Here is a 14,256-nt window from a genome sequence, read left to right as displayed (position 1 = left end):
CTTTATTGTGTGTGAAGATGTTGTCAGTGTGAAAAACAGTTCAAGTTAGGTGGTGACCTAGTTTGGGCTGTTTTATTTTACAACTTAATTACACCCTATCCCAAATATTTGAAAGCCCTTAAGTAATTAAGGGCTTTTTTATGCCTATTTACAAACGAGTAAAACATTACATAAATAGTAACCCTTACCCACCTAGCGCCACTGCCAACGTACAAAACTCTCTTTTAAATAACTTTAGCGTAATTATTTACTAGGCAATGTTTCCATACCCTCACACCGTCACTTAATTCAGTGGACTAACTTTACTTATAGACCAATTGGTTTATATGTAATGTTAGCTATTATCGCGAGGTATAAAGTCTAATACGGTTGCATTGATACAATATCTGTCTTCCCCTCTTGGGCCTTCGCCCGGAAATAAGTGACCTAAATGAATTCCTGAACTTTTAGACCTCAACTCTATGCGCTGCATGCCCCAACTGTTGTCTTCATGTTCGGTTACACTATTTTTAACAGGGTGCGTAAACGACAGCCAACCTGTGCCAGAATTAAAGCGATCACGGGTATCAAACAAAGCCTCTCCACTGAGCTTGTCAACAAAGGTACCATCTGGAGTATTTTTAAATATTTTGTATTCTTTACAATAAGGACGATCTGTTTTGGCATTAAATGCGACCTTATAGGCTTCGCTATTTCCTAATTTAAATGCCCCTAGGGCTTTATAAAAAGTATCGCGGTTTGCATAGCCCTGGCGTCCGTATACTTCTTCGCCATTTTCTAAAAATAGAATAGTCGGTGTTGCCCAAGTAGCCGATTTAATCGTTAATCCATCTAATTGATCGGCAAATCTAAATGATAAAGGAATCGTTCCTTTGTAGTCATTCGCCACCTCTTTTTTAAACTTCTCGCAGTAGGGGCAATAATCGCGTGAGTCTATAACCACTATTTGCTTACCTGCTAACAATGCAGTGTTGTCTTTAGTTTCATCAGGTACTGGTTCAAAAACAACACCAGTAGAATGATCAGGGCAATAGCCATTAGGATTTTTCTGTAAATAATTTTGATGGTATTCTTCCGCGGCAATAAACCCCTCGAGTGGCTTTATTGCAGTGACTATATCTCCATACCCTGCATTGGTTAATAATTGTTGGTACTGCGCTTTAACCTTGAAAGCAGTGTCACTTTGCTCATTGTTGCTCGTTAAAATAATTGAACGGTATTGCGTACCAATGTCGTTACCTTGTTTGTTTAGCTGGGTAGGATCGTGACTTTCAAAGTAATTTTTAAGTAATGCTTGTGAGGAAATAATATTGCTGTTGTAAGTAACTTTAACTACTTCAGCGAAGTTATTTTCGTCAAAACGACGTGATTGCTTAGTAATATTTCTGTAAGTAGCCTCGAAGCCTTTCCCATCAGCATAGCCAGACTCTGCATCAATCACTCCTTCTAGTGCTTCATAGCGCTTTTCTGCGCCCCAAAAACACCCCGAACCTAGTACAAGGGTTTCCACATGCATGCTCGCATCTACATTGCTTTGTTCTACTTTTTCCATTGATAAAGCAAAAGTGCCTGCGCTAAATATAATGGCAGCGCCCGATAAATATAATAATTGCTGATAATTCATAATATACCTCTAAACAAGTCCGTACTCATTGAGACCATTTAATCTTGATTATTATTTCAAACTGCGTACTTATTTATTACGAGGCTGAAGATATAAAGTTTACTTTTAAACCTCATTGGTAATGAGATTACAGAATTCGTGTATTAACTATTTTGTATAAAATATTTTTTGTTAGTCTCAAGGTTGTCAATAATTAACTCAATATGTGTTAGGTTTGCTTAATGATGTCCGAATTAGGTTTTACCAATGCAAAATCCTCACGTTTACGCTTTATCAAACAATAGCTTATTGTTTGATGCATCTCATTTAAGCGCTAACGATACTCTCAGTATTCAAAATAAAATTTGGTCTTTAGCAAGCCACTGTAGTACAAGTGGTTCATTTATTGACGTTGTACCTGCTATGAACTCACTCACTTTGTATCTTAAGCAAGAAATAGAGTTAGCCAAATGGCATGAAGAATTACTAGGTATTTGGAATAACATTAAGCCAAATGAGTTTGTTGCTAAACATCATAAAATTAAGATGCATTACAATGGGGCAGATTTAAACTACGTTGCCAACTTTCATAATTTAAGTATTGATGACGTCATTAATCTTCACAGTGAAGCGCGGTACGCTGTTTTATTTTTAGGGTTTCTACCTGGTTTTGCATACTTAAACGGGTTAAACGAACATCTTTATACACCAAGACGTTCCGAGCCTCGCCTAAAAGTGCCTAAAGGCTCTGTTGCTATTGGCGCTGAGCAAACAGCGATTTACCCTTCAGATTCGCCCGGTGGTTGGCATATTATTGGCCATACTGACACGCCCTTGTTTGATGCAAAGCTAAAAAAACCATGTTTAATACAGCCAGGTGATACGCTCGAATTTATACCTATTTCGGTGGGGAAATAAATCATGATTAAAGTGATTAAAAGTGGCCCATTACTGACCATTCAAGATTTTGGACGCAGCGGATACCGCCATTTAGGCGTTAGTCAGTCTGGTAGCTTAGACCCTTATGCACAAACCATAGCAAACTGCCTTTTAAATAATGATAAAAATGCCGCTGTGCTTGAGGTGACTGTTGGCATGTGCGAACTTGAGTTTGAATGCAACACAGTTATTGCCTTATTTGGTGCTGATTTAAATGCAACACTTGATGAAAAACCTATTTACCCGGGTTGGACATACAATGTAAAACAAAAACAAGTGCTTAAGTTTTCAACAGGGAGAGCCGGATTAAGAGCCTACATTGCCGTTAAAGGGGGAATTCAAAGCTCGGTTATTATGAATTCTAGAGCCACTGATTTAAATGCTGGTTTTGGCGGACTAAATGGCAAATCGCTCATAGCCGGTGACAATATTAAAATTACTCCTTACCAATCAGAATTTACTCAATGCGGCGCACTTATGCCGCCAAAACGTAAAATTGTGCGTGTATACCCAAGCCCATACGCAGAGCTTTTCTCCAAACAGATCATTAATGGGTTTACTCAGTCGTCGTTTAAAGTGAGTCACAATAGTAACCGTATGGGCGTAAGACTCCAAAGTGATGATTATTCTTTAACTCACTCACACTCATTACCTTCTCTTGCTGTGAGTCCAGGAAGTATCCAACTGCCCCCAAATGGAGAACCCATTGTATTGTTAAACGATGCACAAACAACGGGAGGTTATCCCTTATTAGGCACCGTCATTGAAGCAGATTTACATCAATTTGCTCAATATAAACCGCTAGATACAATTGAATTTGAATACGTGACGTTTGAACAAGCACTAAAAGCTAAACAAAAACTCAAAGGCCATTTAAACCAGTTAAGCATTGCACTTAAAAGTAGAGGCCTAGGCAATAATGGGGGACGTTAAACCGCGCGTAATTTAATGTAGTTCATTGCACTACTTAGTTACATAAACAAGTTCGGCCTGCTTGATTGTCTAATTAATAGTTCAGAGTTTACACAGCAAATTGATGTAAAAATAATCAGAGTTTCGCCCTATTAACCAACAAGGTGCAACGAGTTAAACATTGGTGCATAAATTATTCTTAATTAATTGCAAAAGCTGTGTGACTTGAGTAATTATTTCTGATAAAACAAGGGTTCGCAGTTCAGCAAATTGGCTGTTCTGCACACATAATAGGAATGAGGAGTTACTATGTGTTCAATCTTTGGGGTATTAGATATAAAATCTGATCCCGCTCAATTGCGTACCCAAGCAATTGAAATGTCAAAATTACTACGACACCGAGGGCCAGATTGGTCTGGTGTTTACGCGTCTGAAAAAGCAGTTTTAGTTCATGAGCGTCTTGCAATTGTTGGCGTATCTAGCGGTGCGCAACCTTTATACAACCCAGAAAAAACGAATATATTAGCGGTAAATGGGGAAATATATAATCACAAAGAGTTAGCTGCGAATTTAGACACTGATTTTACGTTCCAGACGCAGTCTGATTGTGAAGTTATCTTAGCGCTATACAAACAAAAAGGCCCTGAGTTTTTAGATGACTTAAATGGTATTTTTGCGTTTTGCCTATACGATGAAGAAAATGACGCCTACTTAATTGGTCGTGATCATATCGGTATTATACCGCTTTACACTGGCCACGATGAACATGGTAACTTTTATGTTGCCTCTGAGCTGAAAGCACTTTCTCCAATTTGTAAACACATTGAAGAATTCCCCCCTGGCCATTACCTTTACAGTAAAGATGGTGAACTTAAGCCTTATTACAAACGTGATTGGCAAACTTTCGACGCAGTTAAAGATAACAGCGCAGAGTCGGCAGATGTAAAAGACGCATTAGAAGCAGCCGTTAAACGCCAACTTATGTGTGATGTACCATACGGTGTATTACTGTCAGGTGGATTAGACTCATCAGTTATTTCTGCTATTACACAGCGTTTTGCTGCTAAACGTATTGAAGATAACGACGAAAGCGATGCTTGGTGGCCCAAACTTCACTCATTTTCAGTTGGCCTTGAAGGTTCGCCCGATTTAGCGGCGGCTCAAAAAGTTGCAGATATGATTGGTACGGTGCATCACCCTATCATTTTTACTATTCAAGAAGGTATTGATGCGCTTCGAGAGGTCATTTACCACATAGAAACCTATGATGTAACCACAATTCGTGCATCAACCCCTATGTATTTAATGGCGCGTCAAATTAAAGCCATGGGTATTAAAATGGTTCTTTCTGGTGAAGGTGCAGATGAATTATTTGGTGGTTACTTATATTTCCACAAGGCTCCTAATGCACAAGAGTTTCATGAAGAACTAAACCGTAAAGTTTCTAAACTTCATATGTTTGACTGCCTGCGCGCTAATAAGTCGATGGCCGCATGGGGCGTTGAAGCACGCGTACCATTCCTTGATAAAGAATTTGTTGATGTTGCTATGCGCATCAATCCTGAAGCAAAAATGTGCAAAGATGGCAAAATTGAAAAGCATATTTTACGTGAAGGTTTTGGCGGTTATTTACCAGATGAAGTTTTATGGCGCCAAAAAGAACAGTTTTCTGATGGTGTTGGTTACAGCTGGATAGATACATTAAAAGAGTATGTTGAAGAGCAAGTAAGCGATCAAGACCTTGCTAATGCAAAGTTCAAATACCCTATTAATACCCCTGATTCAAAAGAAGCTTACTACTACCGTACTATTTTTGAGTCGCACTTCCCAGGTGACGCATCAGCAAAGTGTGTACCACATGGCAAGTCAGTTGCTTGTTCAACTCCTGAAGCACTTGCTTGGGATGAGTCGTTCCAAAACAATGCAGACCCTTCTGGTCGTGCAGCGGGCGTTCACAACGACGCTTACACAGGTAAAAAATAAGCACTAATTTATACACTGCATAAATTTTATGCAGTGTATAAAACTCCCCCACCCCATTTATTACAGTTTACCTCCCAACCTTAATAGACCACTTAGTTTATAAATAACTATTTGTTAAATTATAGTTTAAGTTCTAACCTTATAAATATTGCCTGCATATCATTAATTTCTAAAATCGCTATTTATATGGCTAACAATACCCAAAAAACACGATATTTTGACTATTTGTTACTTTAAACGTTTATGTAACTTCATATCATCTGTAAGATAGGAATATTATTAGTTAGTCTTCGAATTATTTTTCATTCTCTGTATATAGACTAATGTATCTAATGGGCGGCTGGATAAACCAGTTATTTATAATTAAAAAAGAGGTATTGCATGAAGGAAAATCATGACAAATATAGTATCGACAATACAGATTACACCGTAGGACAGGATAACGTTCAAAAGTGGGGGTTTGATATTCATAACCCTGTTTTTGGGATAAGTGCGGGTCTTATTATTTTATTTTTAGTTGCCTTACTTGTTACTGAGCCAAAAACTGCTAAAACGGCACTAGATACAATTAAATTCGATATCATTAATAACTTCGATGCGCTATTTATGTGGGCTGCTAACTTTTTTGTCGTTTTCTGTTTAGCACTTATTGTATCTCCATATGGAAATATACGCTTAGGAGGAAGTGAAGCTAAACCATCTCATACACGTCTTTCATGGCTTGCCATGTTATTTGCAGCGGGTATGGGTATTGGCCTTATGTTTTGGGGTGTAGCTGAACCTGTTGCTTATTATACTGGTTGGTACGAAACACCGCTAAACGTTGCAGCAAACACGCCAGAAGCGGCAAAGCTAGCTATGGGAGCAACCATGTTTCACTGGGGTCTTCATCCGTGGGCAATCTATGCAGTGGTGAGTTTATCCCTTGCTTTTTTTGCTTACAACAAAGGGCTACCACTCTCAATACGTTCGATTTTTTACCCTATTTTAGGTGATAAGGCGTGGGGATGGCCGGGTCACATTATTGATATTTTGGCTGTTTTGGCGACTTTGTTTGGTCTAGCTACCTCTCTAGGATTGGGTGCCCAACAAGCCTCTGCAGGTATTAATCATGTCTTTGGTTTAGAAGGCGGTATTGGTTCGCAAATATTAGTGATTGTAGGGGTTACTTTATTAGCGGTTATCTCTGTTGTTCGCGGCATTGATGGCGGTGTAAAACTACTTAGTAATATAAACATGCTAATAGCGTTTGTATTGTTATTGTTTGTTTGCCTTGTGGGATTTGCTGTAGCTATGGGCAACATTCCAAATACCGTGATGGGCTATGTTGAAAACATTATTCCTTTAAGCAACCCACATGGCCGTGAAGACGAAACATGGATGCACGGTTGGACTGTATTTTACTGGGCATGGTGGATTTCGTGGTCACCTTTCGTTGGCATGTTTATAGCTCGTGTTTCACGTGGGCGCACTATTCGTGAATTTTTAATCGCTGTTTTACTAATCCCAACGTTAGTAACGGTATTGTGGATGTCTATTTACGGTGGTATTGCAATTGACCAAATTATAAATGGTGTAGGCGCGCTTGGGCTTAATGGCTTAACTGAGGTTCCTTTAGCAATGTTTCAGATGTTAGATGAGCTTCCGCTTGCAAATATATTATCGTTTATTGCGATTGTGCTTGTACTTGTATTTTTTATTACCTCTTCAGACTCTGGTTCGTTAGTCATCGACTCTATTACCGCTGGTGGTAAAATTGACGCCCCTGTTCCACAACGTATATTTTGGGCTACGGTTGAGGGCGCTATTGCCGCAGCATTGTTGTGGATTGGCGGAACACAGGCTATTGAGGCCTTACAAGCAGGTGCAGTTTCAACAGGCTTACCATTTACGTTTGTGCTTTTACTTATGTGTGTGAGCTTGTTGTTAGGTTTAAGAACTGAGCCTAGACCGACTAAATAATAAATTAATAATAATAAAACGCCGCATTTTTTGCGGCGTTTTTATTTGTATGTGTTCAGCTCCATATCTCACACAATGGGGTATCTTCAGTGTAATGATGGCGTAATTGAGCTTGCAATAGTTCAGCTGTTGCAAGCGCATCAGTTAGCGCATGATGCCCTTCATAAACTGGTAGTGAATAACGTTTGCGACAGTCATTTAGCCTCAACGACCCCAATTTAGAGTTAAATAACTGCCCAATTAAGCCTTGTTTTGCCTTGAGCGCTCTGCGCTCAAGTTCCATGGTATCAACAACCATAAACTCAATATGCTCTCTTAAACGCAATACTAAGGCACTGTTTAAAAAGCCACGTTCGATTGCCGCATAGTGAACAACAATCACCTTAGCACGTAACGCATCAAGCAAAGGAGCAATAATGTTGTCAAAGTCGGGCGCGTTATCTACATCATTATGAGTAATACCGTGGATCACAATAGACGATTCACTTAGGTTTCGTCTTGGCTGAACAAGCCAGTGCTTGCTCTGTTTACAGTATATTCGCGTTAATGTAAAAGGAACTAATCCTACACTCACAATATCATCTGTTTGGCTATTTAGCCCTGTTGTTTCAAAATCTAATGCAACAAAAGAAATCTCTTTTACAGCGGCGTTAGCATTGCTAAATGCCGATAAATAAAACTCTTTTATTAAATTATTTTGCGCATCATCGGCAAGCTGTGCATAACGTATTTTCCAGTTTATTACTTCTTTAAAAAACATAGATTATTTCACACCTGAGTGTGCGCTATAACAAAATTTAAGGTAACTTTGCGCCTTATCTAAAATAGCAAAAGCATCTTTCAAATGTCGCTGTTCGAAAGGAGAAAGTAAATGAGGGTCAAGGTTATTATCGGGTGCTTCACCCTGTTCAATTTGCCATGCCTGATGGCGTATTCGCGTCATTGAAATGTACTCTAACGCATCACGTAAATCTTGCGCTTTACCTTCAGGTAAAACATTGGCTTCTATAATATCTTCTAAGCGATCAAATGAATTTTGCTTACGAGATCCAATTGCAAGTGCATGAACACGCACTACATCACTTAATGGCGCAGTACCGCGTCGTTTTAAGTTCATAGACTTTTGATGCTGTCCGTTGTGCTCGAGAACAAACCCTTTAAAAAAACCAAGAGGAGGTGTTCTATTTCGTGCATTTGATGCCATGTTAGCTAAAAACACTCTGTTACTTGCACTTTGCTTTGCAATAAATGTTTTTAACTCATCAGCCCACTTTGTTTTACCCCACACACCGTCTAAATCAAAAAATATAGAGCTATTAAGCAAAGCCTGTGGTTTAGGCTCAGCAATCCATTGGGAAAATTGCTCAAACCATTGGTCTTGTGTTTTTCGCCACTTTTTAAAGGATGCCATAATTTCACCGTCGCAATAGCTATAGCCACATTGAGCTAATCCATAACAAACAAAGTCACTTAAGTTTTGAAAATATGTATTATGTTTTTCATCGTCATAACTATTATCTAATATGAGTGCATTATCTTGGTCGGTAACAATAAGTTGTTCATCCCTTGCCATAGAGCCTAATGCAATAAAGCAGTAAGGTACTGGCGGCGGGCCGAACTTTTCTTCTGCAAGTATTAACAGTCGTTGTTTAAAGGTACGGCCAATGACAGCCATTGCAGTACCAACCATGTGAGAGTTAGCGTCTTCATTTACCATGCGCACAAATACACGGGGAAGTTGATTTGCATAGTGGGCTAAATCTTCCACAGACTGCTGTGCCAATATACCACGCACCAACAATAAGCTACTCTGCGATTCATAACGCAAAATATCTGATAAAGAAATAACACCTATCGGCCGTTTTTTTTGTACCACTGGAAGATGATGTAAGTTATCTCTGAGCATGGCCAACACAGCTTCAAAAATATAGTCATTTTGATCAAGTAGTACTAAGTTTGTGGACATAATAACGTGTGCAGGTGTGTTGAAAGCAAGCCCCTGCGCCACAACTTTAGTACGTAAATCTTTATCTGTTATTATGCCAACAACTTGCCCGTCATCTTCTTGGGGGTCGTTATTTACGGGCTTATTAACGTCGGTAACTAGCACTGACGATACCGATTCATCAGTCATTAGCTGTGCAATATTTTTTACTGTTTCAGTTGCGTCAACTGTGACAACCTCTCGGTGAAGTAACGATTTAACTTTGGCAGTCGTTAAATCGTTTCCATCGGCTTGTTCTACAATTGCCTGATGCAAACGCACGTTACCATCCGTTTCAAAGTAATCTGCAAATACTTCATATTCATCACAATACTGCAAAAAAATGTCAACGTTTATACAATAAACTAAGGTGTCTTCGAGCGCTGTAGCCGGAAAACGCACCTTTCGATTCATTAGTAACCCCATTTGCCCAAATATTCCTGCGGTGGCCAAACGATTATACAGCTCACCATCACGTCGGTACATTTCAACAGAGCCACTTCTTATTATGTATAAATCAGCTATGTCTTGGCCATATTGTAAAATATCGGTATTAGCCCTGAAGTAACTGACTTCAACTTGTTGGGCAAGTTCATCTAATGCTTTTTGAGGAAGATCATCAAAAGGAGGGTGTTGTGATAAAAATTGCGCTATTTCAATTTGCTCGCTTTGCATTATAGATCCCTACTAATATCCAGTAATGCAATTGTGGGCCTAATTAACCGTTTTTTAAAGAAAAAAGATTAATTAGGCTCATAAAGATTTACTCTGTATGTTCAAGCTCTTGAGCAAGCTGTTTAGTTTCATCCCCTCTTGGCTTAGTAAAACGCGCAAGCCCTAAATAGATGACTGGTGTTAAGTATAAAGTAAATAAAACAGCAAGCGACAGCCCACCAAATACAACCCAACCTATTGCATTACGCGCTTCGGCACCTGCCCCACTTGATAATATTAATGGTAGTGCACCAAGCAACGTAGAAACGAGTGTCATAGTGATTGGACGTAGCCTAACCAGCGCAGCCTCTTCAACGGCCTCACGCACAGATAAGCCTTGATCGCGAAGTTGGTCTGCAAATTCAACCAGTAAAATAGCATTTTTTGCAATCAGACCAATCAACATTACTAAGCCAATTTGCGAATAAATATTGAGAGACGTATTCGTTAAATACAGCGCTAAGATGGCAGAGGTAATACCAAATGGAACCGTTAGCATTACCACTATGGCACTGTTAACACTTTCGAATTGAGCAGCTAATACAAGCAATACAATTAAGAATGCTAAAACGTAAGTTAGAAGGACTTCGTTTGCAGTTTCTTCGAAGGTCAGCGCTTCGCCTTTAAACGCAAGAGTAATGCCCTGAGGCAAAGATTGCTGAGACAAATTACGAATTTGCTCGACTATATCTGCAATCGTCATCCCATTGGGTAATTCCATATCCAATTCAATAGCACGACGCTGAGCATGACGCTCAAGCTCTGCAGCAACGCCCTCTTCACTAATATTAGCTAAGCTACTAATTGGGACTAACCTTCCTTGTGAACTTGCCACATACAGGTTTGCTAAATCACTTGGATCTTGAATAACTTGGTTTTGCACTTGCAACATAATAGGTATTGATTGGTCGCCAATGTTTAAATCAGCAATATCATCACCATTTATGGCGGCACGAAGTGTAATTGAAATATCACTTAGCGATACACCCAACTCTTCGGCTCTTCGTCTATCAATATTTACACGTAATTGTGGTTGTGACGGCTGATAAGATACTCGCACAGGCGCTGTACCTGGGATTGCATTTTCAATTTGTTTTGCAAAGTCTTGCGCAGCAATAAAAATTTGTTGGTAGTCTTGGCCTAATAAAGCGATTTCTATTCCGCCACCTTGGCCTCTTAAATTTAAACTGTTTGAACCCGATGCACGTCCGGCTGCGCCTGGAATTTCACCTAACGGACCACGAATTTTATTAATGATTTCTTGCTGAGTAAATTGGCGGTCATCCCAATGCTTAAGAGGAACCGTTATAAACACAATATTAGGGTCCCATTGCCCAACAACGGTGTAAATAGATTCTATTTCACCACTTTCTACGAAAGGCAACAAAATATCTTCCATCTGCATTGCTTGCCTGTCCATAAAGTTCAAACCTACACCATCAGGTCCTCTGGCAAAAATTCGTATTTTGCCCCTGTCCTCTGTTGGTAAAAGTTCGTTATCGAGGTTTAGATACAATGCACCAGAACCAAAGGCTATTAATATGCACGCAATGAGAACTAACCAAGCACGGTTCAAAACACTTTTTATGGTTGTACTGTAAAGCTTAACGAGCTTATTGCCTACTTTAGCAAACGGGTGGTTGCTTTGTTTTTTCAGTTTTAATTTTGAAGTCAATGCAGGAACAAGTGATAATGCAACAAAACTTGAAATAATAACGGCGCCGGCAAGCACCCCGCCAAACTCTCTAAATAATCGTCCTGCAGTAGAAGGTAAAAAAGCAATAGGAATGAAAACCGCTCCCAATACCGCAGTTGTGGCAAAAACCGCAAAAAATACTTCTCTCGTACCTATGACAGCGGCAGCGCGCCGACCAAGTCCTAAGCCTCTTTGACGTTGTATGTTTTCACTCACAACAATTGCATCATCGACTATTAAACCCGTGGCTAGCACAAGCGCTAATAAAGTGAGTATATTGATAGAAAAACCAAGGGTCCAAATAAGAGCAAGTGAACCTATAAGCGCAACAGGTATAGCAAAAGCAGGCACAAGTGTAGCGCGCCACGAACCTATGAATACCCATAATGTTATTACCACTAACAAAACGGTAAGCACTAAGGAGTTGATGACTTCATCAACTGAGCTTCTTATAAATTGCGCGTCATCTGAGGTTAGCGTAAATTCGAGCTCAGGGAATCGTTTGCGCATGTTTTCGAGCAACTGAAGAACTTCATCCGATATTTCAATTGTATTAGACTGTGCTTGGCGAATAACCTCCATACCAATTACGGGTTTGCCATCTAAACGAACCATAGAGCGTGGATCTGCAGGACCAAAATAGACCGATGCAATATCACCTACTCGTGTATCACCGCTAACAATAATATCTGCAACTTCACTAGGTGTAATAGAAGTTGCATCGGCTCTAACAATTACTTGTTGGTCACTTGATTTAAGGCTACCCGCGGGTACATCAAAGGGCGCTTCTCGTAAAACGTCTGCTACATCAGGAATAGTAAGATTAAAACTGCTTAATTTTAGGGGATCTAAACGTACACGTAAAACGCGTTTACGGTCTCCGTTCAACCTTACATCGGCAACGCCTGGTATTGTTAGAAATTGAGGTGCTAAATCGGTTTCGACTCGCTCAGTAAGGGCTTCAAGAGCCAGACTACTACTTGACACAGTGAGCGATACAACCGCTTCTGCATCGTTATCGGCTTTGATAATGGCAACACGCTCCACCTCCTCTGGTAACTCTCGTTGTACACGAGCGACAGACTCTCTGGTTTCGTTAGCTGCATTGTCTAAGTCAACGCCAGGGCGAAATTCAACAACAATACGAGCACTTCCCTCTTCACTTTGTGCACGTATTGATTTAACTCCACTCACCCGGGCTATCGCCCCTTCTAGTTTGCTGGTTACTTCTGTATCAACCGTTTCGGGTGACCCACCAGGAAATGATGCTGAGACTGTTATACGCGGTCTATCAACATCTGGTAACTCTCTAACTTCAATGCCAGCGATTGCAGCTAAACCGGCAATTATAATTAATAGATTTAAAACAACAATAAGAACAGGTCGGCGGATTGCCATTGAAGGGAGATCTTGCATCATAGGGGAATTTTTCATTATTATTCCTCTAAATTACTGACATTGGCGAACGTTAATGCTTGGTTTTCGCGTAGACGTTGCACGCCTTCAACAACCAATATATCGTTCTCATTTAAGTTACCTGAAACTAGCAATCGCCCAGCTAAGCGTTGCTCTATTTTTACATCAATACGCGTAGCTTTTTTATTTATACTTTTCCAAACGTAGGGACCTGTTGCTCCCCACATAAGTGCAGCTTCAGGCACAACCGCGTATGACTCCCCTTGCATTGTAATATTAATTCGAAAGCTCATACCTGGCATAAACTGATCATTTGTATTTTCCAGTTTTGCTTTAACACGTAAGGTACGGGTTTGTGGATTTATTCGCGAATCTAAATATGAAACTTGAGCATTAATGGCTTTTGCACTTTGCCATGGTGTTACTTCCACAATGCCTTTATTTTTTAGCATAGAGACAGCTGACTCAGGTGCGTTAAAGTTGATATACAAACTGCGGGTATCATCAATAGTCGCTATGGCTGTTTGCTCAGTAATGCGATCCCCTTTTTCAACATCAGTAAGCCCCATCACACCATCGAATGGCGCAAGTACTGTTCTATCTTCTAGGTCTGTTTTTGCATTGATAAGTGCAACCTCGGCAAGTGCATGCAGAGTTTTCGCATCATCTAAGTCACTTTTAGGGATTGCCCCTTTTTTGTGACTTTCGCTGAGTCTGTTAAGTGTACGCTGAGTGTCTGCTAGGGTTATTTCTGCTTGTTGAAGGGCTGCTTTTTGCCTACGAGAGTCTAGTTCAACTAAAACATCTCCTTCTTTAACAAAGTTACCCGGTTTAAAGTGAACTGCTGTAACTCTATCACCAACAGCAGGGAATAATATAACGGAATGAATTGCTTCTGCATTTCCTACAGATTTCACCTCTTCTTTTGTACGTTCCGTTGTTACTTTTTGTACCATTACATTTGCACTTGATGCTGCGGTGCTAAAAATGAATAATAACAAGTAGATATTTAATAGAAGTATGCGCAATTTCAAAGAACCACCTAAT

The 14,256-nt window shown here is 39.8% G+C and carries 9 protein-coding genes; 4 read left to right on the top strand and 5 right to left on the bottom strand.

Annotated elements, in window-relative coordinates:
* Positions 1-334: 334 nt before the first annotated feature.
* Positions 335-1,624, bottom strand: a complete 1,290-nt coding sequence (msrA, locus tag ATS71_RS05875) for a peptide-methionine (S)-S-oxide reductase MsrA (protein WP_058403967.1) — start codon at positions 1,622-1,624, stop codon at positions 335-337.
* 246 nt (positions 1,625-1,870) lie between these two features.
* Between msrA and pxpB the strand changes: the two genes are divergently transcribed.
* From pxpB to ATS71_RS05855, 4 genes are all read left to right on the top strand, one after another.
* The gene (gene pxpB / locus ATS71_RS05870; protein WP_058403966.1) at positions 1,871-2,521 is read left to right on the top strand and encodes a 5-oxoprolinase subunit PxpB; all 651 of its coding nucleotides are present in this window, start codon (positions 1,871-1,873) and stop codon (positions 2,519-2,521) included.
* 3 nt (positions 2,522-2,524) lie between these two features.
* Positions 2,525-3,475: a biotin-dependent carboxyltransferase family protein gene (locus ATS71_RS05865; protein WP_058403965.1), complete on the top strand. Its 951-nt coding sequence runs from the start codon at positions 2,525-2,527 to the stop codon at positions 3,473-3,475.
* 288 nt (positions 3,476-3,763) lie between these two features.
* Entirely contained in the window at positions 3,764-5,437 is a 1,674-nt protein-coding gene (gene asnB / locus ATS71_RS05860; RefSeq protein WP_058403964.1) for an asparagine synthase B, read from the top strand.
* A gap of 381 nt (positions 5,438-5,818) precedes the next feature.
* Entirely contained in the window at positions 5,819-7,399 is a 1,581-nt protein-coding gene (locus ATS71_RS05855) for a BCCT family transporter (RefSeq protein ID WP_058403963.1), read from the top strand.
* Positions 7,400-7,454: 55 nt separating this feature from the next.
* Here ATS71_RS05855 and ATS71_RS05850 read toward each other — a convergent pair whose 3' ends face one another.
* From ATS71_RS05850 to ATS71_RS05835, 4 genes are all read right to left on the bottom strand, one after another.
* Complete coding sequence (locus tag ATS71_RS05850; RefSeq protein WP_058403962.1) at positions 7,455-8,159, bottom strand: 3'-5' exonuclease; 705 nt, start codon at positions 8,157-8,159, stop codon at positions 7,455-7,457.
* Positions 8,160-8,162: 3 nt separating this feature from the next.
* A complete protein-coding gene (locus tag ATS71_RS05845) occupies positions 8,163-10,058 on the bottom strand; it encodes a DUF294 nucleotidyltransferase-like domain-containing protein (RefSeq protein ID WP_058403961.1) in 1,896 nt (631 codons plus the stop codon).
* 88 nt (positions 10,059-10,146) lie between these two features.
* Positions 10,147-13,227, bottom strand: coding sequence for an efflux RND transporter permease subunit (locus ATS71_RS05840; protein WP_058403960.1), 3,081 nt, complete (start codon positions 13,225-13,227; stop codon positions 10,147-10,149).
* 2 nt (positions 13,228-13,229) lie between these two features.
* Positions 13,230-14,243: an efflux RND transporter periplasmic adaptor subunit gene (locus ATS71_RS05835; protein ID WP_058403959.1), complete on the bottom strand. Its 1,014-nt coding sequence runs from the start codon at positions 14,241-14,243 to the stop codon at positions 13,230-13,232.
* Positions 14,244-14,256: the final 13 nt, after the last annotated feature.

Origin of the sequence: Pseudoalteromonas sp. H71, from assembly GCF_001468485.1 — a bacterium.
In the GTDB taxonomy this organism is placed as follows: Bacteria; Pseudomonadota; Gammaproteobacteria; order Enterobacterales; family Alteromonadaceae; genus Pseudoalteromonas.
The sequence above is the reverse complement of the archived record's forward strand: the minus strand, read 5'-3'. Positions and strand labels throughout refer to the sequence as shown.